This window comes from Streptomyces sp. So13.3, from assembly GCF_005860785.2.
Classification (GTDB): domain Bacteria; phylum Actinomycetota; class Actinomycetes; order Streptomycetales; family Streptomycetaceae; genus Actinacidiphila; species Actinacidiphila fildesensis.
The window spans coordinates 7,708,049-7,732,600 of record NZ_CP048835.1 but is presented as its reverse complement, the minus strand read 5'-3'; the positions used below and the strand labels follow the sequence as shown (position 1 = coordinate 7,732,600).

The window sequence follows — 24,552 nt, the reverse complement described above, 5'->3', positions numbered from 1 at the left end:
AGGCCGGCAGTGGCGGTGACGCCGCTACCGGCCTGCCGTGCACCCCGAGCACGATGGACCGACGCCTCCGCCCCGACCGCTGCGGTCGGGACGGAGGCGTCGGTGTGGCGCGGGACGCATTCCCCAACATCGGTCAGAGCGACGTCAGAACCTCGGCTCAGCGCTTGGGGTGACGGGAGTTGAGCCGGGTGAATAGTCGGTCGGCCCGAGCGATCGTCGCGGAGTCGATGTCCGGGCCGAGGTCGGCCTGCTCGCGAAGGAAGATTGCTGCGGGCTTGTAGTGGTTGAACCGCGCAACGAGGCAGACGCCGCGGGCGTCGCAGACCTTGCCGGGGCCGGGCTTGCCGGGGGCAGGCTCGCCGCGGGTGGTGAAGACCGGGCCGTGGGTACGGCCTGTGAGCAGGCGGGGCAGGAGGCGGGCGGTGCCAGCATCCCAATAGACGGTCTGCAGCACGTACTGGTCGCGGGCGGCGCCGCCGCGGCGCGTGATGGGGATCGCCCCCTTTGGCCTTGACCTGGCCACAACGAACGGCAAGGTCAAGTCTTCGATGTCGAGGGGGAGGGTTTCCTCCGCCCGCGCGCAGGTCTCGTACAGCATCCGCCACAGTGTCCTCTCCCGCACGTGGATGCCGCGGCGGCCGATGAGCCGGTCGATGGCGGTGCGGGAGTGGGCGGGGGTGTCGGAGTCGAGCGGGGTGAAATGCTTGGTCCAGGGGGCGCGGCGGGGGCGTCGTGGCCGCGCTCGACGCACCGAGCGAGCCAGGACTGAACGGCGGCGCGGCGGGCGTTCCCGGTGTTGACTCCATTGCTGCCCAGGCAGGCTGGATGGACCGTCCAAGCCGCACCGAGCTGTGTCTCATGAGACATATCGAAGTTCGGAGAAGCTTGGCACGGGTCGGGGGTCAGCTCGCATCGCGTGCGACCAGTTGGGTCGGGTTCACGAACCGCAGGGCGATCAGGAGGAGCACCGCCATGGACGTGGTGTAGATGACGGCCATGGCGTCGATGGACTGGGGGCTGCGGATACCCGCGGAGAAGACGGCGGAGAAGAGAGCGACAATGAGGGTTTCGCTGTCGGGCCCCGACGTCAGGAAGGTGAGTTCGAACATGCCGAACGTGCGGACCAGCACGAGGATGCCCGCAGCGAGCATCCCGGGCAGCAGCAGCGGCCCGAGAATGCGGACGAGGACCGACCTGGTCGAGGCGCCGCACATCCGCGCCGCGGCTTCGAGACGGGGGTCGATCTGCTCGATGAAGGGCGTCATGGTGAAGATGACGAAGGGGATGGACGGGACCAGGTTGGCGAGAACGACGCCGGTGAGCGACCCGGCCAGGTGGAACTTGTACAGCACGGTGGCCAGCGGGATGCCGTAGGCGATCGGTGGCACCAGGATCGGCAGCACGAACAGCGTGTTGACGAACTTCTTGCCGGGGAAGTCGCGGCGGGCGAGGGCGTACGAGGCCGGGACGCCGACCAGCAGGGACAGGGCGACCACCAGGAAGGACACCTCGACGGTGACCCACATGACCTGGCCGAGATCGAACTCGCTCCAGGCCTTGCTGTACCAGGAGGTGGTGTAGCCCTGCGGCCCCCAGCCGGAGAACCAGGTCCGGCCGAAGGAGTTGAGGACCACCGCGCCGATGACGCCGAGCACGGCGAGGAAGAACGCGGCGAGAGCCGCCCAGACCACCCAGGCGCCCGGGCGCAGCGTGATGCTCCGGCGGCGCACCGGGGCAGGGCGGGGCGATGACTTCACGGGAGCTGTGGACATCATGGGGACGGTCATCCCTTGCCTCCTGTGGAGCCGCGGTAGAGCCGCGAGCGCAGTGCCATGGTGAGGCCGATGACGGCGAGCATCAGGGCGGTCATGACCATGGCGATGGCGGAGCCTCCGGAGTAGTTGAAGCGCTCCAGGGCGGTTTCGTAGGCCTCGATGGAGATGACGTGGGTCTTGCCGTCGGGGTCGCCGACCATCATCGCGGAGGGGAAGACCGCGAAGGCCAGCACGAAGGTCAGCACGAACGTCGTCATGAGCCCGGGGAGGAGCAGCGGGAAGGTGACGTACCGGAAGCGCTGCCACCAGGTGGCGCCGAGGGTGGCGGCGGCGCGCTCCAGGGCCGGGTTGATCCCGGAGAGGTAGGAGTGGGTGAGGAGGAAGGCGAAGGGGAAGCCGCTGATGATCAGCGAGAGCAGGACACCCGAGTAGTTGTGGGTGAGCCGGACGGGCGAGTCGGTCAGGCCGAGCCACTGCAGGGTCTGGTTGAACCAGCCGACCGGGCCGAAGAACTCCAGTATGCCCTCGGCGGTCAGGACCGTGCCCAGTGTGATGGGCACGACGAGCAGCGCGAGCAGCAGCCGCTTGCCGCGGAAGTCCTGCCGCATCCGGTAGGAGATGGGGACGGCCGCCCCGACGTTGATGAGTGCGGCGGGTACGGCGAGTTTGAAGGTGATGGCGATGGAGCCGACGGCGAAGGAGTTGGTGAAGAAGTCGCGGTAGGAGCCGAAGACACCGCCGTGTTCGGGCTGGAAGGAGAGCTGCAGCCCGTACAGGAACGGGTACGCGAACAGCGCGATCACCGCGAGCAGGCCGGGGACGAGCAGCAGCAGGGTGCGGTCGACACCGCGTTCTGCCAGCCGGTGCCGCAGCGCGGTGCGCCCGGGCGCGGGCGGGGCGGACCGGGACTCGGGGGGACGGCCAGCGGCGCTCATCCGGTGGCCTCCCGCCCGTCCTCGGGATCGCGTGCGAATACCAGCGCCCGCTCGGCGGGGACGATCAGGCCCACGGCGTCGCCCGGGTGCACGTGGGTGGCGGACTTGAAGTGCACGCGGTCGCCCGCAGCCGTGATGGCTTCGATGTGGAAGAGCCGCCCGTGGTACTCGACGATCTCGGCCACGGCTTCGACGTCGGCGCCGTCCTGGGCGAGGTGGATGTCCTCGGGACGGATGGCGACTACGACCTGCTCGCCGGCGGCCGGCGTACGGTCGCCGACCGGCGTGCCGCGCAGTTCGAGCCCGCGCCCCCGGGCCAGCAGCCCACGGGAGTCGGCGGACGCGACCTCCAGGTGCAGCAGGTTGCGGTAGCCCATGAAGGCCGCGACGTGCGAGTTGGCGGGGTGCTCGTACAGATCGGCGGGGGTGCCCATCTGGCTGACCCTGCCCTCGTGCAGCACCACCAGGCGGTCAGCGAGCGACAGCGCCTCCTCCTGGTCGTGTGTCACGTACAGCGTGGTCAGGCCGAACTCCTGGTGGATGCGCCGGATCTCGCTGCGCATCTCAAGACGCAGGGCCGCGTCCAGGTTGGACAGGGGCTCGTCCATCAGCACCAGGGGCGGCTGCAGGACGATGGCGCGGGCTATCGCGACCCGCTGCTGCTGGCCGCCGGAGAGCTGGCCGGGGTGCTTGCGTGCCTGTTCGTCGAGCCTGACCAGGGACAGGACGGCTTCGACGCGTCGGTCGATCTCCGCCTTGGGCGTCTTCCTCATCTTCAGGCCGAAGGCGATGTTGGCCCGGACGGTCAGATGCGGGAAGAGCGCGTAGTTCTGGAAGACCATGCCGAAGCCGCGCTTTTCCGGCGGCAGGGTGTCCATCCGGCGTCCGTCCAGACTGATCTCACCACCCGTCAGCGGCAGCAGGCCGGCCAGGCAGTTCAGCGCGGTGGTCTTCCCGCACCCGGACGGGCCGAGCAGGGCGACGAACTCGCCGCCGTGCACGGTCAGGTCCAGCGGGTGCAGCGCGGTGTGCGTGCCGTAGTCGCGGGTGACGCCGTGCAGGCGCAGCTCGCCCAGTTGCGAGCCGGCCCGGTCGTCAGCGGACCGCGCCTCCATCGGTCGGTCGCCGGCGGGGGTGATGGGGTTCGTCGGGGTCACAGCACTCACTTCGTCGATCCGATCCTGCGGTCCCACAGGTCGAACGCGGTGACCTGGGTCGTGGCCGGCAGGGAGTTCTTGATCGGGTACTGCTGGATCCAGCTGTCGAACTGCGGCTCGCCGAACTGGGCGATGACCTTCTGCGACGCCGCGGGTGCCTTGCTCAGCGGCACGTCCTTGACCGCGGGACCGGGGTAGAAGTAGCCCTGGTCATAGGCGAACGCCTGCTGCTCCGGGGTGAGCATCCACGCCAGCAGCCGCAGGACCGCGGTCAGCGTGTCGGACGAAACGCCCTTGGGCACTACCCCGTACTGGGCGTCGCACACCCAGGTGAAGGTCTGGAACTTGGCCACCTTCATCCGCGGCGGCACCGTGCCCAGCACGCGCGGGTTGATGTACCAGCCGGTCGTGGACGCGATCATGTGGACCGTGCCCGCCGCGAGGTTCTTCATCGTGTCGGTCGTCCCGGACGGGTAGGACTCGATGTGCTTGTTCAGCTCCGTCAGATACGCCCACGTCCTCGACCACCCGTTCGTCGGGTCCGTGGGGTCGGAGTCACCGAGCAGGTAGGGCAGACCCATCAGGAACGTCCGGCCGGGGCCGGAGTTGGCCGGGCGCGCGTGCTGGAACTTCCCCGGGTTGGCCTTCGCCCAGTCCAACAGCGCGTCCGGGGTCTCCGGGGGGCTGGTGACCTTGCCCGGGTCGTATTCCAGCAGCGGCCCCGACGGGTACCAGACCAGTTCGATGCCCTGGTCCTGCGCCAGTGTCGTCATGGAGGCCGCGGCCGGCTGGTAGTTGGCCATCAACCCGGGGAAGAACGCGTCGTAGTATGGCTTGACGTTGTACCACAGGCCCTTCTGGATGCCCGCGGCCAGCCCGTCGGTGCCGGTGAGGACCAGGTGGATCTGCGCGTTGCCCGCCTGCTGCTGCGCCTGCACCTTCGACGAGAGCTGCGGTGCGGTGCCGGTGCTGTAGGTGACGCGGGAGACGACGTCGGGATGCGCGGACTTGAATGCCTCGATCATCGGCTTGGTCAGGGCCAGGTTCCCGGCCACGTCGAGAATGTTGAGGGTGACCGGCTTGCTCGGCGTGGTGCCCAGTGACGTGGGTGCGGGGTCCTTGCTGCTGCTGGGGCTGCTCGGGGAGGAACAAGCCGCGAGGACCGGTGCGGCGGCCCCGGCGACGGCCAGGGTCGACAACACCCGGCGGCGCGGGAGACCGCGGGGGGTTGGGACGGATCTTCCGGGGAGTTCAGACATGACGCATCGAACCTTTCGTTGGTGCGGTGGCCAAATCGGCTGTGCGGTGGGCAGGTGGTGTGTCGCCTCAGCGCGGGTCGGGTGCCGGGTTGCGGCCGGGTGAGGCGAGGAAGTCGAAGTCGCACCCCTCGTCCGCCTGGGTGACGTGCTCGTTGAAGAGGGCGCCGTAGCCGCGGGTGGCCTGGAGCTCCGGCGGCCGCCAGGCGCGACGCCGTTCCTCCAGCTCGACCGGGTCGATGTCCAGTTGCAGGAGGCGGCGCCCGACGTCGAGGGTGATCATGTCCCCGGTGCGTACCAGCGCCAGCGGGCCGCCCGCGTGGGACTCGGGGGCGATGTGCAGGACGCAGGTTCCGTAACTGGTGCCGCTCATCCTGGCGTCGGAGATCCGCACCAGGTCGGTGACCCCCTTCTCCAGCAGGTACGCGGGGATGGGCAGCATTCCGTACTCCGGCATGCCGGGCCCGCCGAGCGGTCCCGCGCCGCGCAGCACCAGGACAGTTTCCCGGGTGATGTCGAAGGCGGGATCGTCGATGCCCTCCCTGAGCTGGGCGTAGGAGTCGAAGACGACGGCGGGGCCGGTGTGGCACAGCAACTCGGGCGCGGCGGCCAGGTGTTTGATCACCGCGCCGCCCGGCGCGAGATTGCCGTGCAGGACGGCTACGCCGCCTTCGTCGTGGAGGGGTTCGTCATGTCTGCGGATGGCGGGTCCGTGGATCTCGGCGTCGGCGAAGTACGCCGCGAAGGAATGGCCGGCCACAGTGGAGCGGTCCGGGTGCAACGCCCCCGGGATCTCGTTCAGCTGCCGCAGCAGTGCCGGTAGTCCGCCGGCGTAGTAGAAGTCCTCCATCAGATAGGCGCCCACCGGGCGGACGTCAGCGAGGACCGGGACGCGGCGGCCGATGGCGTCGAAGTCCTCCAAGGACAACGGGACCTCGAGCCGTCCGGCCATGGCGATGAGGTGGATCAGCGCATTGGTGGAGCCGCCGAGGGCCAGTATGGTCGCGGCGGCGTCCTCGAACGCCTCCCGGGTCATGACGGACGCCGGAGTGACGTCCTCCTTCACCAAGCCGACGACGCGCCGTCCGGCTGCCGCGGCCATCCGGTGATGGGCGGAGTCCACCGCCGGAACGGCCGAGGAGCCGGGCAGGGCCATGCCCATGGCCTCGGCGGCAGCGGTCATCGTGGATGCCGTGCCCATAGTCATGCAGTGGCCCGGCGACCGCGCGAGGCCGCACTCCACCTGCGACATCTCGCACTCGCCGATCCGTCCTGCCCGGTACTCGTCCCAGTACGCCCACAGGTCGGTGCCACTTCCCAAAGTCTGCCCGCGGTAATGGCCGCGCAGCATGGGACCTGACGGGACGAGCAGGGCGGGCAGGCCGGCGCTCGCCGCTCCCATGAGCAGCGCGGGCACGGTCTTGTCGCAGCCGCCCATCAGCACGGCCCCGTCCACGGGGTACGAACGCAGCAGTTCCTCCGTCTCCATCGACAGCAGGTTGCGGTACAGCATGGGCGTGGGCTTCTGGAAGGTCTCCGAGAGGGTCGCGACGGGAAACTCCAGCGGGAATCCGCCGGCCTGCCACACCCCGCGTTTGACCTGCTCCGCCCGTTCCCGCAGGTGCATGTGGCAGGGATTGATGTCGGACCAGGTGTTGAGGATCGCGATGACCGGCTTGCCCAGGTGCTCCTCCGGGAGGTAGCCGAGCTGCCGCATGCGTGAGCGGTGACTGAAGGCCCGCAGGCCACCGCCGGTGGCGTCGTGGGTACTGCCGAACCAGGCCGCGCTGCGCAGCGGCTTCACCCGCCTGTTCCCGTCCCCGGCATGGGCTCCCCCGTCGTGGTGCGCCATCACAGCCAGCCCTCCGTCCGCCACCGCGTGATCAGTGCGTCGATGTCATTCCGGACGGCCGTCGGCAGGGTCCGCGACGGCGGCCGTACCGTCCTTCGGCTCAGGCCGAGCTGGGTGAGCGCCTCCTTGACCACACTGACGTTGTCGGCGGACGCGTCGGCGGCCCGCAGCTCCTCGAAGGACCGCACCGACTCCCACACCCGCATGGCGCCCGGGTAGTCCCCGTCCTCCAGGGCCCGCAACAGCGCGAACGACAGCCTGGGAACCACGTTGACCAGGCCGGAAGTGAAGCCGACCGCGCCGGTCGCCCAGTAGCCGGGGGCGTGCAACTCGGCCATCCCGACGATCCACGCGAACCGCCGCAGCCCCGCGTCACGTGCCACGCACGCGAAGCGCACCGGGTCGGGAACGGCGTACTTCACCCCGACGACGTTCGCGCAGTAGTCGGCGAGCCTTCGGATCTGCTCGCCGCTGACGCGCTCGTCGCGGATGTAGAGGACGACGCCGAGGTCGGGCACCGCCTCCGCGATCGCCCGGTGGTAGTCGATCCACCCCTCCGCCGAGCGGTAGGGGTGAACGGGCTGGTGCACCATGATCGAACTTGCCCCCACGCCGCCGGCGTGCAGTGCCGACGCGACCGCTCCCGCGGTGTCCAGGCCGACACCGGCCATCACGTCCGCCCGTCCTCCGGCCGCCGCGACGGTGGACTCTACCGCCCGCCGTGCCTCCGCCGTGCTGAGGGTGTAGAACTCGCTGGTGTTGCCGTTGGGCGTGACCACGTGCACGCCATGGTCGATCAGCCGGCCGATCAGCGCCGCGTGGCTGTCCCAGTCCACCGCTCCGTCGGGGGAGAAGGGTGTCACCGGAATCGCGATCACCGTAGCCAGCCGGGCGCGCAGGCCGTCGAAGTGTGAGGTGCCCAAGGTCATGACGCTCCTAATCCGTCGACTTCTCGGGGAAGTTGCGCGCCATGAAGGCGCCTATGTGGCCACGGAGCAGGTCGCCCACCAGGTCGGGCCTGCCGCTCTGTGCGGCGCGAAGAATCTCCCGGTGCTCCCGCGCCTCCATCTCCCAGGACGGATGGACGGCCCAGGCGGCACTGGACACCAGAGCCGTCTGGTCGCGCAGCCCGTCCAACGAACCGACGAGCAGCGGGTTTCCGCAGTCCGCGTACAGCGTCCGGTGGAAGTCCCGGTTCGCCAGCGATCGTTCGGCGGTGTCCACGGCCCGGTCCGCACGGTCGAGGGCGGCCTCCGCCGCGTCCCAGGAGCGGCGGGGGGTCGCCACGGTCCGCGCCGCGGCGACCGGCTCCAGCAGCAGCCTCATGTCGTATACGCTGCGGGCGAGGGCCTCGTCGACCTCGCGCACCCAGGCCCCCCGGTAGGGACTCATGATCACCAGACCGGTGCCCGCCAGCGTCTTCAACGCCTCGCGCACCGGCGTCTTCGACACCCCCAGCAGGGCGGCGAGTTCGGTCTCCACCAGCGGTTGCCCCGGCTTCAACTCACCAACCAGGATTCCGTGTTTGACCGCGTCCAGCACCGCTTCGGTACGCGAGGGCAGCGAGCCGGGGCGGAGTTGGCCGTAAGGGGCGAGCGCATCGGACACAAGCAGGCTCCAAGGGGATCTCATGACGGACGTGCGGACGGCAGCTGTGGGCTGCGCCGAGGGGACGGCGCCGGTCAGCTGGCGAAGTGGAAGTAGACGGTGCGTGCGTAGGTTCCGTTGGCCGTGTTGGGTTGGCCGGCGGGGCCGACGGCGTTCGCGGCGTGGAACTTGTTGCCGATCGCCGGGATCCCGTCCAGGAGGGAGAGGTTCCCGCCGGGGAAGGGGGCGGCGGCGTTGCCGGAGTCAGACGGCTGGCTCGGCGTGAACAGCCGCAGAAAGACGTTCTCCTGGGCGGACACGATGGTGATCGTCCCTTCCGTGGTGTGGAGCGAACCCCAGTACAGGTTGGCGTGGTAGCCCTTGAACTCCGGGTACGTGAAACCGGTCTTCCCCGTGGCGGTGTTGTTGTACGCCTTGGTCCACACGTCGGTGGTCACCCCGCGCAGCCGGTTCTTCCAGACGCGGTAGGGTCCGCGGCCCAGCCAGGTGACGCCGGTGACCTTCGACTCCGGGTAGTCGAAGTTCACGCCGAGATAATCGTGGCTGCCGGTGAGGTTGTAGGTGTAGTCCAGGCGGAGCCACCCGTTGCTGTCCAGGCGCCACCGCACCGTCTGCAGGTTCCCCGAGTAGGTCGCGGTGACGGTGTGGGCGGCACCGTCCTGCGCGTGGGTCAGGCCGGTCAGCGTCGAGGAGCCGGCCGCCGGAGCGGGTCCGTTCGCCAGCGACACCGCGGTTCCGTTCCTGCTGATCGAGGTCAGCCGGCCGCTGGCGCGGGCGATGCGCACGCTGGTGGTGCCGGCGTTCATCGTGACCGTGTCGGTGCTCTGGGACGCGGTCACCGACGGGGCGCCCGGAACCGCCACGACGATCCGGCGCATGTGGTCGGCGGCCTTCTTGATGGTCCAGACCCAGGCGGTGATCTCCGCCCCCGACGCGTCCGCGACGCTCACCCGCAGCGCGTCGGAGTCCGCCCAGTTCCCGGGGAGCCCGAGGATGAGTTTCCCGCTGCCGCCGGGCGCGATGTTCGGGCTGGCACTCGACCCCTGCGCCTTCACCGTGTGACCGGCGCCGCCCGGCGTGGCGTAGTTGATCAGCTGCCAACTGAACCTGCAAGACGAGAGGTTGGTGAACGCGTATCGGTTCGTCAGTCCGACGGTGGCATCGAAGCTGCTGGGGAAGGAGGACTCGTAGTACGAGGGGCTGCTCAGCTGGACCGGTGACCAGATGTCCTTGATCGTGTAGAAGCTGCCCTCCTTCTCCCGGAATGGGCCGACGATGCCGTCCGGCCCCCGGTTGCCGTTGGTGTCGATCGCGCCGCCGCCGTCGTCGCGGCGGATGCTCTCGTCGATGAGCGACCAGATGAATCCGCCGGCCGAGTGCGGGGCGGTGGCCATCAGCTTCCAGTAGTCGTCGAGTCCGGCACCGGCCCCGCCGTCGTAGAGGCCGTGCAGGAGCTCGGTGGGCATGAAGACCGTCGAGCCCGCCAGTTTGGACTGGACCGCGGAGTACGTCGGGTAGTGGTTGGTGTCGATGTTGCCGAAATTCGACCAGGGGTGGAGCACCGTCCGCTTCTGCGGGTCCCAGGAGCCGAAGAGGCCGTCGAGAGCGGTGTTCCAACCGCCCTCGTTGCCGTTGTCCCAGAACAGGATCGAGGGGTGGTTGACGTCCCGGGTGACCATCGCCTGCACCAGCGGGGTGCCCGCCGCGGTGTCGTAGCTGTGCTGCCACCCGCCGAGCTCGTCCAGGACGTAGAGCCCCAACTCGTCGCACAGGTCGAGGAAGTAGGTGTCCGGCGGGTAGTGCGACATCCGCACCGCGTTGACGTTCATCGCCTTCATCAGCGCGATGTCCTCGCGCGCCAGGCGCGGGCTGGAGGCGCGGCCGAGGGTCGGGTAGAACGTGTGGCGGGTCACGCCCTTGAGGACGACCTTCGTCCCGTTGACGTAGAGGCCGTCGCCGGCGCGTACCTGTACCGTCCGGAAGCCGAACCGCTCGGTGAGCCCGTGCACCTGAGCGCCCGATGAGTTGGTCAGCACCACCTCCGCCTGGTAGAGGTTCGGGGTCTCGGCCGTCCACTGCTTCGGGTTCGAGACGCTCGTGGAGACGGTCACGCGCGAGGTGCCGGCCGACACCGCGGTCGAGAAGCTGCCGCCGACGTTCGTGCCGTCGAGCGTCTTGATCTGGACGGCCACCCGGCCGCTGGCCACGTTTCCGCCCAGGTAGGCATCGACGGCGAACGCCCCGTTCGACTCCGCCTTGATCGCGACCCGGTCGACGCGCGCGGCGGGGAACGCCTGCAGGTACACCGGCCTGAAGATGCCGCCGAAGTTCCAGTAGTCGCCTTGCCGCTCGGCCTGGTTGACCGAGGTGTTCGAGGAGTCCTTGTCGACGGTGACCTCGAGCAGGTTGCTCTTGCCCGGGAGGATCAGCGCGGTGACGTCGTAGCGGAACCGGTAGAAGGCCCCCTGGTGCTTGGAGCCGGCTGACTTCCCGTTCAGCGTGACCGTGGTGTCGGTCATCGCGCCCTCGAAGACCAGGAAGACCTGCCGGCCGGCCCACGAGGCGGGCGGCGTGAAGCTGTGGCGGTACTTCCCGCTCTCCCCCGGCGTGAGCGCCCCGCCGTAGTTGTACGTCCCGTAGCCCGAGAACTCCCACTGCGACGGCGTCGGCAGGGTACCCCACGCCCCGCTGCGGCGTCCGGCCGTGCACAGGAAGTCCCACGGGACGGTGCTGTCGGTGTCCGTGCCGGTCAGGTACATCGTCTGCGTCGCGGCGCCGTCGGCGATGCTCGCCGACGCCGGTAGGGCGGCCCGCGCTCCCGCGACGGCGGACAACCCCAGCGTCGCGCCGAGGGTCAAGAACCTGCGTCGGTGCACATTCATCGGAGTCCTCCAGAGGAAGGGGGTGTCGAACGGCGAGCGGGGTCGTCGGACGAGGCGCCCCCGGACCGTCGCCGCGTCCCAGCTCCAGCAGCCGGCCGTCCGCCGCCGCCTCCACTCCTGCGGCGCGGACAGCCCGGTACTCGGCGGAGTGCGGGTCCAGCACGGGGTTGGTGTTGTTCAGGTGGGTGTACAGACAGCGCAGTCCCGGCCGGGTGGCGACCCATGCCAGGCTCTCGCAGATGGGCAGGTGGCCCATGTCGCGCGCGGTCGCAGTCCGGCCGGTGGTCCGGGCCATCTCGTACCCACTGCCTCGGCCAGCGCCCGCCAGTCCCCGAGGCCGCCGTCGCCGTTCGGGGAGATGCGCCGGGGACCGGCGCTCAGCACTTCTGGGTGGAGTTGGTGGTGTTGACGCGCAGCCCGCCGCCGGTGGTGGTGCTGCTGGTCACGCAGTAGCCGGTGACCGACTGGAATCCGAGGTCGTACGCGCTGCCGCTGCCGCGCTGCGCGGTGAAGTGGTCGAACGCGACAGGTCCGCCGCCGTTGGCGATGACCGCGGGGCGGTTGTCGTTGGCGGCGAACTTCACCGAGGAGTTGACGAACCGGATGTTGTCGGCGTTGTGCAGGTACCAGCCGAAGGACGGGCGGGTGCCGATGCTCGTGGGGTCGTAGTTGTTCGCGTTGTTGCTCGGCAGCCCGGTGTTGATCTCCTGGCTGCCGCCGGGGACGGTGATGTTGACGTTGGTGAACGTCACATTGCTGATGTGGTTGCTGCCGGACTCGCCCCACAGCGTCGGGGTGACGCTGGGGCTGCCGCCGGGGACGGTGATGTTGTCGTACGTGATGCCGCCGATGTGGCCGACGCCGGGGTTGTTGCCGCAGCGTTTCCTGGTGGCGATCTTCTGGAAGACCGGCGAGTGCACGTTGGTCATCGTGATGTCGCGGTAGTGGACGTCGGAGATGTTCCCGCCGTCCATCGAGACCATGCCGAGGCCGGACTTGTTGGCGCCGTTGATCCTGATGCCCTGGAACTGGTAGTCGGTGAAGTCGCCGCAGGTCTCGGAGCCGAACATCAGCGCGTTGCAGCACCGGGCGGTCAGCGTCGAGTTGGTGACGGAGACGTGGCCGTTGGGCAGCTTGGCACCGAGCGCGTAGTCGCTCTTGAAGGCGAGGGCGTCGTCGTTGGCGGAGATGTTGGCGTTGGTGACCGTGACATTGGTGCTGCTGATGATGTTCCAGCCGTCCTGGTCGCTCACCGTGTCGATGGTGAGGTGATCGGAGACGACGCGGTCGCAACCGTTGATCAGCGCGGCGAAGTGGCCGCCGTGCCGGATGGTGATCCCGCTCAGGGTGAGGTTGTGGCACCGGGTCAACGAGATGATCTTGTCTGCCTCGCCGGGGCCCGGATCCCTGGTGGCGGTGACGAGGAAGCCCATCCCGTCGATGGCACCGGAGCCGGTGAAGCCGATGTTGGTCAGGTTGTCGCCGTAGAACATGGCGTCGTGGAAGTGGCTGTGTCCGTAATCCTGGTAGGCGGAGTAGGGGTTGGGCTCGGCGGCGTCGTAGGTGTCGGCGACCGATCCCAGAATGGTGGAGCCCGCGTCCAGCTGGATCGTCACGTTGCTCTTGAGGTGGACGGTGTTCTTGGACTTGTAATTCCCGGCCGGGAACTCCACCGTCCCACCGCCCGCCGCGTTGGCCGCGTTGATCGCCTTGGTGATCGCGGGGCTGTCGTTGACGTGGCCGTCACCCAGCGCCCCGTAGTTCTTGACGTTGAAGACTGCCGCGGCCGTGGCAGCCGCCCGTGGCAGCGGACTGCCGGCATGCGCGGCGGTCGACCAGAACAGGCCGATCAGCACCGCCACGACGACACCCACTAAAGTGCCGGTTCGTTTCATGTCTCCTCGACTCCTCGATGGTCTGTCAACGGTTCTGGGGCCGTCGGCCGTGGGCCGGGAGGCCCCCGGCCCGGGGTCGGCAAAGACCCCGGGCCGGGCGCCTCTCATCAGCCGAGGGTGACGTGGAAGATCTTCTCGTTGCTGTTGTTGGGGGTACTGTCCTTATCGCCGTTGTTGCTGGTGGTGAGCCACAGGCCGCCGTCGGGTGCGGGTTCGACGGTGCGCAGCCGTCCGTAGGTGCCGTTGAAGTACGTCTGCACGTTGGTCAGCGCGTCGCCACTGATCACCTCGCGGTACATCCGGGTGCCGCGTTCGCAGGCCACGTACAGGACGTCGCGCACGATCGCGATGCCGGAGCAGGAGCCGTCAGCCGTCGGGTAGGTGCGCTTCGGAGCGATGTACCCGGCGGTCCCGCAGCTGCCGCTGGTGCCCTCGCAGGCCGGCCAGCCGTAGTTGCCGCCCTTGGTGATCAGGTTGGTCTCGTCCATGATGGCGTTGCCGAATTCCTGTTCCCACAGGCGGCCCTGGGAGTCGAAGGCCAGGCCCTGCGGGTTGCGGTGGCCGTAGGACCAGACGTAGTTCCCGAACGGGTTGTCCGAGGGCACCGATCCATCGGGGTTCAACCGCAGGATCTTTCCGTTGAGGCCGTTCTTGTTCTGGGCGTTGTCGCCGTTCTGGGCGTCGCCGGTGGAGGCGTAGAGCTTGCCGTCGGGCCCGAAGCGCAGCCGTCCGCCGTCATGGAACTTGTTCCGCAGGATGCCGGAGACCAGAACCTGCTCGCTGCTGAGTGTGAGCTTGTCGTTCTCCAGCTTGATCCGCACGATCCGGTTGTCGGACGGCGAGGTGTGCATGATGTACAGCCAGTGGTCGCTGGCGTAGTTGGAGGAGATCGCCAGGCCGGTCAGGCCCCCCTCGCCGTCGGTGTTGTCCACGTTCGGCACGGTGCCGAACGTGGTCTTCGCGCCGGTGGCGGGGTTGAGGTGAACGATGTCGTGCGCGTCGCGCCGGTTGTACAGGATCGTCCCGTCCGGGAGGGTGACCAGGCCCCAGGGGATGTCGGTGTCGGTGGCGATCTGGGTCACCGTGCACACCGAACTTCCGCAGGCGGAACCGGTCCTGACGGAAATGGTGTTGCTGTGGCCGGAGCTGTTGGCCTGTGCGTCACGGGCCACCACGTAGTACGAGTAGCTCGTGTTCGCGGTCAGTCCGCTGTCGATGAAGGCGGTGGCCGGCGGGGTAGTCCCGTTCGCGGTGACTGTGCCTGCCTTGGTGCTGCCGCGATAGATGTCGTAATACTTCACCCCGACGTTGTCATTGGCCGCTGACCAGCTCAGCGACACCGTGGTGCCCGACACCGTGCCGGTCAGATTGCCCGGGGTGGACGGGGACTGGGTGTCGACCTGGCACTGCGGCGGAGTGATGGAGACCGTGGAACTGGCCTGCGAGACGTTCCCCGCGGCGTCACGGGCGTTGACGTACAGCCCCCACTTCACGCCGGAGACCACTGTCAGGGACGTCGACAGCGTCGAGCCGCTGACCGACTTCATCAACTGCCCGTCGTGGTAGACGTCGTAGAACGCCACCCCGACGTTGTCGGACGATGCGTTCCACGCGAACGTCACCGAGTCGCACAGCAGATTACTGACCCGCGGGCTGCCCGGAACGGTCGGCGGCTGGCCGTCGACCGCCGCGGTCCCCCACTGCTGATTGGATTGCCCGTTGCAGGTCCACAGGTCCACCAGCGTGCTGTTCGCGGTGTTCGCGCCCACCACATCCAGGCACAGACCCGACTGCACACCTGTGATGGTCCCGTTGCTGTTGACCTTCCACTGTTGGTTGGCTCCGCCGTTGCACGTCCAGATCTGCAGCGTCGCGCCCGGGGTGGTGGACGCATGGGCCACGTCCAGACACTTCGGGCTGTCGTAGACCCGCAGTTCACCGGCCGACGTGAGGGTCCACGCCTGGTTGGCCTGGGAGTTGCAGTCGTAGATGTTGATGCCCGCGCCGTCCGCGGTGCTCTGGCCGATCACGTCCAGGCAGCGTCCGGACGCCACAGCGGTCACATGGGAGCCGGTGGCCGCGGAAGCGGTCACCGCGTTGCTCGTCAGCATGGCCGCCAGAGCCGCGATCGCGGCCAGCGCGGCGACGGCGGCCGCCGACCATCGGCTTGAGCGCCGTTTGTGCAGGGCTTTACCTGACACGGAAATCTCCTTGCGGATCGATGAGGAATCGGAGGGCTGAAGTCACGTGATGCGTCGGCGCGCGGCAGGCCGTCGACGCGGTCGGCGGCATCCCCTGACCGGATGCGGGCGGCGACTTCAGAGGTTCTGATGGCCCCTGACGTCGGGGTGCGGCCGGTCGAACCGGTCGGCGGGGGTCAGTAGGCTCACGTCGACCGGGCAGGCGGGCATTCCCACCGCCCGCCCGGTCGAAACGGTGCCGGGGACCTCGCCACCGAACGCGGGCCGGTCGAACTCCTCGGTGAAATGGGCCGACGCCATGAGGGTGTCGAACCGGCAGGGTCGCGTCGGGTGCGTTCCCCTCGAACCGGCCAATTAGCGCGTAGTGCCGGTCGGTACCTGCTGCGACCTGGTGGTTCCGGTTCAGGTCGTCGGTGCCCGCTCGGCTGCCGATGCCCGAGGCGATCGAATCACCCGCCGGTATCACCCGCGGTGCGGCCGGCGCACCCGCGGCTCGAACGCCGCAGCCTGGCGCTGCCGGAGTTCGGGCTTCGTCGGCCGACACCGGCGAGCAAGGCGCGGCACCGGAGGCGGCGGTCGTAGCGGCCGCCGAGGCCAACCTGTGATGCATCATATCTTTCCTTTGTCGTGGCACCCGATCGTTCGGGACTGGGTGACCGGGTGTACTACGCCCGCAGGAATGCGTTGACTCGAGGCAAGCGCGAACCGGTGCGGGAACGCTCCCGTCGAGGGGTCCCGGACGGCAGTCACGTCGCAGCGGGAATGCTCCACATCTGTCGCGCGTCGCCGACACTGTGCCGGACGTTCACCATGACCTGCCGTCTGCTGTGGTGGTGCCGCGAAGGTCCGGGCAGCGACCGGAGCGGGGGGCACGCTCCGGGCCAGGACCCCGGGGTGGCCTGAGTCGCATGACGTGTCGCATGAGGTTGTCCTTCACCGTGGGGAGAGAAGACCCAGCACATGGCTGGCGAGGGGACGCGCTTCGGGTTCCGCCGGGAAGATGGTGCACAGTGTGCTTTCTTGTTTCTTCAGAGGTCAACCCTCCTGACAAAGAAACAACTCCGAACAGAAGTCTCCAGGCCACCGTCGCAGGTCAAGAGCCTCGCGCAAGCGAACCGTCGCGCCGCGCGGGTCGCCTGTCGCACCGTCAGCCATCCATCTGGATGCCTTGAACCCACCTCCCCGGCGTTCGCCGGATCGACCCTCCGCTTCCAGATTCGGCCGACATAAGGAACATATGAACATGTCACGCCCATCAGGCACGAGAATCGACGGGCACCTTGACCGGCGCGGACCGGAGTCCCTAGGCTCGATCGTGTCTCATATATGAGGCAGCTGGAGCTGCGCGGACCGACCGTCGGGGAGCGGTCACTGCGAGGCCACAGTTGCTTGCTCGAACTGCTCAGCTGCGACACAGGAGCTCAACCGGGCGGCGCAACCTGGAACTTGGTGATCGCGAGGCAGTTTCCGGTCTCGTAAACAGCGGAGGGATACCCGATTCCAGCGTGGAGGCGTCGGCGAAACAACACGGGGTCAGCAGATTCGGCGGTGACCCGCTCGATGAGGGCAAGCACGACCCCCTCCAACAGGCCCATCAAATCGGGCTGAAGACCAACTCGACTCCCTGCTCGCCTGGCGGTGGGGGCAGCACGGAGCTGGGGGAGATAGCCGGCATGGAGGGGCGACATCAGCGAGTCCCTGCGCAGGATGGTGTACGGCGCGAACGCCTCCAACATCGACTGGACATGGGTCGATGCCCTGCACATGGCGATGCCCGTCTTCGTGCGGGTGTCGTCGTACCTGCGTGACACCGCCTACCTGAACAAGCTCTGGGCAATGTACTCCTACACCAAGCACAACCTGGCGGGACGCGGACTGTACAACTACACCGACGAGCTGTGGTTCCGCGTCGCCAACTATCCCCGGCCGAACGGGTCGGGTGCGCACTCGCCGAACCGTGTGAAGGTCTGCTGGTCGCGCGGGAACGGATGGGCCTTCGCGGCGCACGCCAAGGTGCTGGGACTGCTGCCGCCCGGCGACACGCGCTGGCCGGAGTACCGCTACAACCCGCAAGGGCTGAGCCGGGCGCTGCTGCCCCGGCAGCGCACCGCTGATCGCCCCGAATCGGACAGGTCGGTGGCCGGGTCGCGACTTTGGCCAGCAACGCCCGCAAGCCGGCGGGGCGTCTGAACTGCCTCGGATGTTCAGCTTCGGGGAAGGACTATGTCGTTCATCCGTTGTGGCACGGGAATTTTGACGCGGTGGCCGGCGCCCGCGGCCCAGACCGGCAGCGGTAGCCCGCGTGGCGCCGAGTTCGCAGGCGGTGGCGCAGCGAATCGGGAGATGCGAGAGGCCGGGGAGCCGTGGTGGAGAGCGTCCTGGCGTACACGCTGAGCCGGTGCATGGATTGGACCGCATGGCGGCCGCCGGCGGCGTCGAGAGCTCCACTTCGCCTGGGCCGGCGGCACGTCCATCGAGCAGCCACACTACTTCCGGATCCAGGGCAGGACGAAGGGCGCCCACCACCGACGCCGTCACAACCCCCTGGGAGAAGAACACGGGATGCCCCTCACCTCATAAGACTGAGGCGTGACCGGGTTGTCGTCGACGTTGAGTTTTGCGACGACGATATCGTCGTGCTCCGCGGCCACGGATTCCAAGGTTGGCGCCTTGAGAGCGGCCCCTGCGTCAGTTGGGAACCGGCAGCTCATGCTTCCCGGTCACGAACCCGGCGGGGTCAGCCTTGACGAGACCGCACGGACCAGAAGTCGGTCCGTGCGGTCACCGGGTCAATCAGAAACGATAGTCACGACTGGGTTTGTCAGGCCACCTTGACGCCGGACCCGAGGGTCCACTTCTGGTTGGCGCCACCGGTGCAGTTCCACAATTCCAGGCCGGCGCCGTTGGGGTTGGTGGCCCCGGTGACGTCGAGGCAGAGCCCGGACTGAACGCCGGTGATCGTGCCGTTGGAGTTGACGTTCCACTGCTGGTTCGTGCCGCCGTTGCAGTCGTAGATCTCAACGTGCGTACCGGCGGTGGTAGCGCCGCCGTGGGCGTCGAAGCACTTGCCCAGCACCTTCAGCGTCTTGGCCGAGGAGCTGTAGGTGATCTTCTGGTTGGCGCCGCCGTTGCAGTCCCACACGTTCAGCTGTGTGCCGTTCACCAGGGTGCTGTTCGGGTCATCGGCACAACGGCCGGAGAGGTCACTGGTCAGGTTGCCGCCGACCGGAGTCGAGGAGCCGGACGGGGTGACCTTGAACAACGCGGACTCGTGCGGGGCCAGGCTCCGGCTGACGGAGTTGGTGAGAGTCTCGTTCGACTTGCCCCAAAGGTTGCGCACCGTGGCGGAACCGCTGAACCCGAGGTCGGAGAAGTTGGCCGTCACCGTCGCGTTGCCAGCCCGGTCGGAACGGTTGAACAACGCCACCGTGTAGCTGCCGTCCGGGTTCTTCTGCTTCGTGGCCCACACCTGCAGATCGTTGTTGTTCGAGATCTGGCTGGCCACCACGGAGTCGGTCTGGTTGACGTTGGTCACCTCGGCGTTCTTCAGCATGTTGAGGTCACCGGCGTCCAGGTTGGTCAGGTCGCTCCCCAGCATCATCACCGAACGCGTGATCGCCCACAAAGTGATCACGCTCTGCCGCTCGTTCACGGTCAGACCATTGTGGTCACCGTTGCCGACCTCAATCGAGTCCGGGTCGTTCCAGCCACCCGGACCGGCGTACTGCCCCCACTGAGCCAGGTTCGCCCAACGCGGCCCGACATTGCTCCAGTTGGTAAGGGTCGAGCAATAGCACTCGATGTCACCTCCGGTCCGCCAGCTGTTGGAGTACTGCTGCCAGGTCTTGATGTTGTTGATGTCCAGGGTGTTCGACAGGCCGTAGTGGATGGTGCGGCCTGTCTGGTTCAGCGCCTTCGACCAGGCGATGACGTCGTCCTGGTCGCTGGTGTGCACGCCGTCGATCTTGATGTAGTCGACCCCGTAGGAGGCGAACAGGTTCGCCCACGAGTTCACGAACGCCTGAGCCGCGGTGGGGTTCTTGTTGTAGTCGATGAAATACATGACATCGCCGAACCCGCCGTAGTTCGACTCGAAGGTCGACGTGTTCGAGACGATGTCCCGTGCGTGGTACGACGTGCCCTCGATCGGGGTGTTCTGGTCGTACGCCGCCTTGGGGATGCCCGGCGTCACGTACATGCCGAACTTCTCACCCAGGTTGTGGATGAAGTCGCCCAGGTTCTTCATACCGTTCGGGAACTTGCCGGTGTCGACGACCCAGCGACCGTACTGATCGACGGTGGTGCCGGGGTTCTTGATGTAGTAGTCGTCCAGGTTGATGTACTTGTAACCCGCTGACAGTAGGCCCGAGTCGTGCATCGCCTGAGCCTGAGCCTTGAGCTTGGCCTCGGTCGGGTCGTATCTGAGGGAGCTCCAGCTGCTCCACCCCATCGGCGGCGTCCGCGATGCACCGTTGTCCTGGGCTTGCGCGGGCGTCGAGCCCGTCAGGGTGGATAGGAGCAACGACGAGGCCAGGGCAATCGTCGCGACGAGCGCGCGCTTGGACATGACTCTCCTTCGAGTCGATTCACTTCACGCAGGAGTTTCAGACTGTTCTGTATTGAGCCCCAATGTTCGATCAGGTGTCAATACATCTAACAGAGCGAGCTCAAACAGACAGATTCGATCAGATTTGGCTGATGCAGTGGCTGTAGTTCGTTGATTGGTGGGTCGTCGTTGCTGGTCAAGTAGTTTCTGTGGCGGTGATGTTGTTCCAGCGGGGGTGGGCTTGGGCGGCCTGGCGCTTGCCCCCGCGCTCTCCGCACACCTCAGCGCGCTCCGTGTTCCGCGCACCACGCCGCCGAGCCCGATCGTCCGCGCCCGCTGACGCCTGTCACGGATCTCCCACCGGCGTGGACGGAACATCGGACCAGACGCCGTCGCAAGGAGTACCACTCGCCATGGAAGTTTCGGCTGCCTCCTCATCTTCAACAGCGCCCGCCATCGTGACGTTGGCCTTCTTCGTCCTTGTGGCCTATCTCGTCAGCGCGCTGCGGACCACCCAACGCCCCGTCGGAGTGATCACAGCAATCGCGGGCCTAGTAGGAGCCCTTCCTGCAATCCTCTACGCCCTGCACTACGCCGCAAACACCGGAGTGGTCGACCCCGCAAGCTACTTTCCGCGGGCGACAATCCCGCCAATTCATGCTGATAAGCGGCAGTACACGCAAGGCGCGCAGCGGGACTGGAATCCCGTCGCGACGGGATGGCGGGCCGCATAGGCGGTCCGCCATCATCAGCGCGCCGGGGCAGGAACGTCCGTGCGAGGCCACTCGCTAGGTCGGGCGGCCTGGCACGGAAACGTGGAACGCACAACGCTTGCGGCTACTCCAGTACCTCCATCCAGGTCACCGGCGGCTGGAACTCTACGCAGACCACTGCTGCAAACTCCACCAGTGGCGCTCACGCTCCCTGTGGGGCTCGAAAAGTCATCGCTGCTGGTCAGGGTGGTGTTTGTGCGGTTGGTGGCAGGATGTGCGGGTGATCGTTCCGTTGCTGTACCGCGCTACTCGCACCTTGCTGGCGATGCCAGGGGTGTTGCTGCGTCGGGCTACGGTGACGGGTGCCGAGTTGTTGGTCCTGCGGCATGAGAATGCGGTGCTGCGGCGTCAGGTCACAGGTCGGGTGCGCTACGAGCCGGCTGACGGTTGTGCCTGACCGCGTTGTCCTCGCTGGTACCGCGTCGTCGGTGGGCAGAGGGGTCCAGGTCCGCGACGACTGCGACTCTCATCTCGAAGCGCTCGAAGAATCCGCGGTACCGCGCGATGCTGCCTTTCCCTTCGACCTTGGCGATCGCGGCACCATGCTTGTCGAAGTCCCACTCCGGGTTGAGGGTCCGCGCGATGTGAGGGATGAGGGTTCGGTCACTTGGGCCCTCCACGAGGAGCACGGAGGTGGCGAAGAACGCCGTCTCGTTGTTCTCATGCGTGATGATCTCAAACTGATCGCAGGCACCCATGTCGGACAAATCGATCACGCAGGCCCGGCTCGCCGGCGGCTTCAGCGTGTGATCCTTGACGATCTTCACGAAAGTGCCGGTCGCTCCCGGTGCGCTGAAAGCCGACGAGTGGGTGCTGACCAGCACATCGTTGTAGCCGGAGAAGACGGTCAGTGCCTCGAAGAGCTTGCGCTGCGCCTGTGGATGCAGGAACACCTCTGGCTCCTCAAACAGCAGCAGACAAGGCTGTTGCGCGCTGTCTGACCGGGTCGGATTCGCGGTTTTCAGGTCCACGTAGGCACGCAGGATGGCGAATGCCACCGACCTGCGCAGGCCGTCACCTTTGGTCTTGAATGTGCCGCTGATACCGTCATTGACGACGATCTGCGCCTCCTCCAGCAGGCTACGCAGCCGCGGCGGGGGAATCTCCAAGCGAACACTCGCACGGGGGAAGGACTCCTGGAGGTTACGCTGAATCAGCGATTCGATCTCGCGCACCTCCCGCAATCGGTCATCCGACTCGCTGCCGTCCGCCTGTGACACGACGTTCAGCTGGCCTCGAAGCAGATCGAAGGATGCTTCCAGTTGCGGAAGTTGATGCGCGATGTCCTCGAACAGGATGGACAGCAGCCGTCCGAAAGTTGCTGTCGAACTGGTCTTGGGATCATCGTTGAGTTCCTTGACGGCCGGGATATAGATCGGTTCCGGCAGCAGGGGAGCCACAGACTTATCCAAGCCGGTCATCAGTGAGTCGTCGCCGGTGGTGTACTCCTCGTCCCCAAGGGCTGCGACGTGCTCGGCCCATTCCCGCCTGACAGCGGCACGGTTGATCTTGCCGGACAGCTTGGCGAAGATCTCCGGGTAGGTGTACTTAACGTTTTCCTCAAGCTCCTCGGCGGTGATTTTGGGCCTGAGTACCTCCTCCAGGACTCCCTTTCGGAAGCGCGGCTCACTCGGCACTTTCCGGACCACCCACATCCCGCCCTTGCCGGAGCCCTCGTACGTCCGCGCCAGCGTCAGACGTCCGTCCGCGATCACAGGTTCGATGCGCAAGCGGTGGCTCACTTCAAGGCGCTGCAGGTCTGCCGCACCGATGCCAGCGAAAGTAAGCTGGATGCGGATGGGCCGCACCGGGTTCAAGAAGTCGGTGTCGACCGCTGAGCTTGAGCGAAGGAACATGTTGAGGGCCTGGAACACCGACGACTTCCCTGCGTTATTTTCGCCGATGAGGCAGCCGAATCGGGAGAATGGCATGTCCACGTGGCTCAGCCCGCGGAAGTTATCGATCCTGATGTGTTCGAGGCGCGTGGTGCTCCAGGGAAAGATCAAGTAGAGCGAACATCGTAGAGCCCCACATGACGCCGCCGCCGGACTTAACCCAGATTGACCCTCGCGTCCGAAGCGGTCTCGCCGGGTCGGCGGGGCTACGGCAATGGCCTCCATTTTGCGCAAGACACAGGGCAAGCCGCTGGGTCGTAGGCCGTGTTTCAAAAGATCTTGAGTAGTGGATCAAGATCATGGTGGGGTGATACGTCGCCATGAACTGTTCGATGTCGAGTGGGAGTTCGTCCGGCGCTGCTGCCCGTGTCGCCGCGAGGCAGGAGGCGGGCGGACGACCGCACCGTGCTCAACGGCATCGTGTGGAAGTTCCGTACCGGAACGGCTTGGCGTGATGTGCCCGACCGATACGGCCCGTGGGCCACGCTGCACACCCGTTTCCGCCGGTGGGCTCTGGACGGCACGTTCGAACAGATGCTCCAGGCCGCCCAAGCGTGAGCGGACGCGGCCGGCGCTATCGACTGGCTCGTGTCGGTCGACTCCACCGTGGTCCGCGCCCACCAGCACGCCGCCGGGGCGCGAAAAGGTGCCTCTATGGTTTTCGTCAAGCGGTAACCGGTGTGGGTGGTTGGTAGAAGGTGCCGTCGCGGAGCATGGCGACGCGGACGTCGATGCGGCGTCGGGCGAGTGCGATGAGGGCGGCGATGTGGTGTTTTCCCTCGCGGCGTTTGCGGTCGTAGTAGGCGCGTGACTCGGGTTGGGACAGTCGGGGCGGTCGTAGTCGGCGAGGCGGACCATCTGCGCCCGAAGCGGCGAGGTCTGCCGCGTTGGCGGGCGTTCGGACGGCTCCGGCGATCGGCTGGGTCGGCACGCCACGCCGGATCACTCTTCGGCGCCAGGCGTGCAGGGGCGCGGGAGCCGGGCGGCAGCCGGGTCATTACCAGGGACTGACGCCCTCCGCGTCGAAGAAGGTGCCGGTGGGTCCGGCGGGGGTGAGCAGTGCCGCCTGAACGATGGGAGCGGCGCCCTGCTCGACGCTCTGGAAGCCCTGGAACTTGTTGAGGTCGGTGGCGGTGGGACCGGGGTCGACGACGTTGATGCGCAGTTGGGGGAAGGCGCGAGCGTACTGGACGGTCAGCATCGACACCGCTGCTTTGGACGTCGGGTAGGCCAGGAGGTTGGGCACGCGGGATTCGGCGCGTTCGGGGTCGTGGACGCGGGCGAAGGATCCCAGGCCGCTGCCCACGTTGACGACGACGCCGTTGGTGCTGCGCTGAAGGAGGGGGAGGAAGGCGTGCAGGACGCGGACAAGGCCCACCACGTTGGTGTCCAGCACCGTGGCCATGTCCGCACCGGTGCACTCTCCCAGCGGTTTTTGTCCTCCGCCGTTGATGCCGGCGTTGTTGACCAGGACATCGAGCACCCCGTGTTCGGCGCTGAGGTGCGCGGCGGCGGCCTGGACGGAGGCGTCGTCGGTGACGTCCAGGACCAGAGGCGCCGCGCCCAGTTCCTTCGCGGCGCGCTGGGCGTTGTCGGGGTTGCGGGCGGCGGCATAAACAGTGTGGCCGGCGGCGACGAGCTGGCGTGCGGTCTCGAAACCCAGGCCCTTGTTGGCCCCGGTGATCAGCGTGGTGGTCATGGGGTCGAGTCTGCGGTGCGCTGCAGGCCGGGGGCCAGGGATGCTTCTTCCTGGTAACGGGAGTACCAGGCTGCTGTC

Annotated in this window: 16 protein-coding genes and 2 pseudogenes; 2 read left to right on the top strand and 16 right to left on the bottom strand. The window is 67.4% G+C overall.

Translation table 11 applies throughout. The annotated features are described in order from the left end of the window. Positions 1-157: 157 nt before the first annotated feature. The 12 genes from C8250_RS44960 to C8250_RS34550 all read right to left on the bottom strand — a co-directional run bounded on the left by C8250_RS44960 (position 158) and on the right by C8250_RS34550 (position 15,861). On the bottom strand, positions 158-598 hold the full coding sequence (locus C8250_RS44960; protein WP_138357531.1) for a hypothetical protein: 441 nt from the start codon (positions 596-598) through the stop codon (positions 158-160). Between the two features lie 304 nt (positions 599-902). Next, on the bottom strand, positions 903-1,787 hold the full coding sequence (locus C8250_RS34600) for an ABC transporter permease subunit (protein WP_138357530.1): 885 nt from the start codon (positions 1,785-1,787) through the stop codon (positions 903-905). Then, on the bottom strand, positions 1,784-2,710 hold the full coding sequence (locus tag C8250_RS34595) for an ABC transporter permease subunit (protein ID WP_138357529.1): 927 nt from the start codon (positions 2,708-2,710) through the stop codon (positions 1,784-1,786). Before C8250_RS34595 ends, C8250_RS34600 begins: the two co-directional genes overlap by 4 nt. Continuing rightward, on the bottom strand, positions 2,707-3,876 hold the full coding sequence (locus C8250_RS34590; RefSeq protein WP_244809550.1) for an ABC transporter ATP-binding protein: 1,170 nt from the start codon (positions 3,874-3,876) through the stop codon (positions 2,707-2,709). The genes C8250_RS34595 and C8250_RS34590 overlap by 4 nt, the downstream gene beginning before the upstream one ends. Next, positions 3,873-5,126, bottom strand: coding sequence for an extracellular solute-binding protein (locus tag C8250_RS34585; RefSeq protein ID WP_138357528.1), 1,254 nt, complete (start codon positions 5,124-5,126; stop codon positions 3,873-3,875). Before C8250_RS34585 ends, C8250_RS34590 begins: the two co-directional genes overlap by 4 nt. Before the next feature lie 67 nt (positions 5,127-5,193). After that, positions 5,194-6,975, bottom strand: coding sequence for an IlvD/Edd family dehydratase (locus tag C8250_RS34580; RefSeq protein WP_138357527.1), 1,782 nt, complete (start codon positions 6,973-6,975; stop codon positions 5,194-5,196). Further along, on the bottom strand, positions 6,975-7,904 hold the full coding sequence (locus C8250_RS34575; protein ID WP_138357526.1) for a dihydrodipicolinate synthase family protein: 930 nt from the start codon (positions 7,902-7,904) through the stop codon (positions 6,975-6,977). The genes C8250_RS34580 and C8250_RS34575 overlap by 1 nt, the downstream gene beginning before the upstream one ends. 7 nt (positions 7,905-7,911) lie before the next feature. Next, the gene (locus C8250_RS34570) at positions 7,912-8,583 is read right to left on the bottom strand and encodes a GntR family transcriptional regulator (RefSeq protein ID WP_244809548.1); all 672 of its coding nucleotides are present in this window, start codon (positions 8,581-8,583) and stop codon (positions 7,912-7,914) included. 74 nt (positions 8,584-8,657) lie between these two features. Continuing rightward, complete coding sequence (locus C8250_RS34565; protein ID WP_244809546.1) at positions 8,658-11,465, bottom strand: glycoside hydrolase family 2 TIM barrel-domain containing protein; 2,808 nt, start codon at positions 11,463-11,465, stop codon at positions 8,658-8,660. Between the two features lie 377 nt (positions 11,466-11,842). Then, positions 11,843-13,327: a glycosyl hydrolase family 28 protein gene (locus C8250_RS34560; RefSeq protein WP_244809544.1), complete on the bottom strand. Its 1,485-nt coding sequence runs from the start codon at positions 13,325-13,327 to the stop codon at positions 11,843-11,845. A gap of 140 nt (positions 13,328-13,467) precedes the next feature. Then, a complete protein-coding gene (locus tag C8250_RS34555; protein ID WP_138357523.1) occupies positions 13,468-15,561 on the bottom strand; it encodes a PQQ-dependent sugar dehydrogenase in 2,094 nt (697 codons plus the stop codon). 117 nt (positions 15,562-15,678) lie between these two features. After that, positions 15,679-15,861, bottom strand: coding sequence for a hypothetical protein (locus C8250_RS34550; RefSeq protein WP_138357522.1), 183 nt, complete (start codon positions 15,859-15,861; stop codon positions 15,679-15,681). Between the two features lie 1,407 nt (positions 15,862-17,268). Here C8250_RS34550 and C8250_RS34545 point away from each other — a divergent pair. Beyond that, positions 17,269-17,751 carry a glycoside hydrolase family 88 protein gene (locus C8250_RS34545; protein WP_138357521.1) on the top strand — a complete coding sequence of 161 codons (483 nt, stop codon included), beginning with the start codon at positions 17,269-17,271 and terminating at the stop codon, positions 17,749-17,751. 631 nt (positions 17,752-18,382) lie between these two features. Here the strand turns inward: C8250_RS34545 and C8250_RS34540 are convergent. Continuing rightward, the gene (locus tag C8250_RS34540) at positions 18,383-20,128 is read right to left on the bottom strand and encodes a glycoside hydrolase family 27 protein (RefSeq protein WP_138357520.1); all 1,746 of its coding nucleotides are present in this window, start codon (positions 20,126-20,128) and stop codon (positions 18,383-18,385) included. Positions 20,129-21,233: 1,105 nt separating this feature from the next. Further along, the gene (locus tag C8250_RS43945; protein WP_187145095.1) at positions 21,234-22,886 is read right to left on the bottom strand and encodes an AAA family ATPase; all 1,653 of its coding nucleotides are present in this window, start codon (positions 22,884-22,886) and stop codon (positions 21,234-21,236) included. 196 nt (positions 22,887-23,082) lie between these two features. Here C8250_RS43945 and C8250_RS43940 point away from each other — a divergent pair. Then, a pseudogene (locus C8250_RS43940) lies at positions 23,083-23,420 on the top strand (transposase); the annotation flags it as partial. A 19-nt stretch (positions 23,421-23,439) separates the two neighbouring features. Here the strand turns inward: C8250_RS43940 and C8250_RS34525 are convergent. Both C8250_RS34525 and C8250_RS34520 read right to left on the bottom strand, forming a co-directional pair. Then, a pseudogene (locus C8250_RS34525) lies at positions 23,440-23,592 on the bottom strand (IS110 family transposase); the annotation flags it as partial. A 180-nt stretch (positions 23,593-23,772) separates the two neighbouring features. Next, entirely contained in the window at positions 23,773-24,474 is a 702-nt protein-coding gene (locus C8250_RS34520; protein ID WP_138357518.1) for an SDR family NAD(P)-dependent oxidoreductase, read from the bottom strand. Between the last annotated feature and the right edge of the window lie 78 nt (positions 24,475-24,552).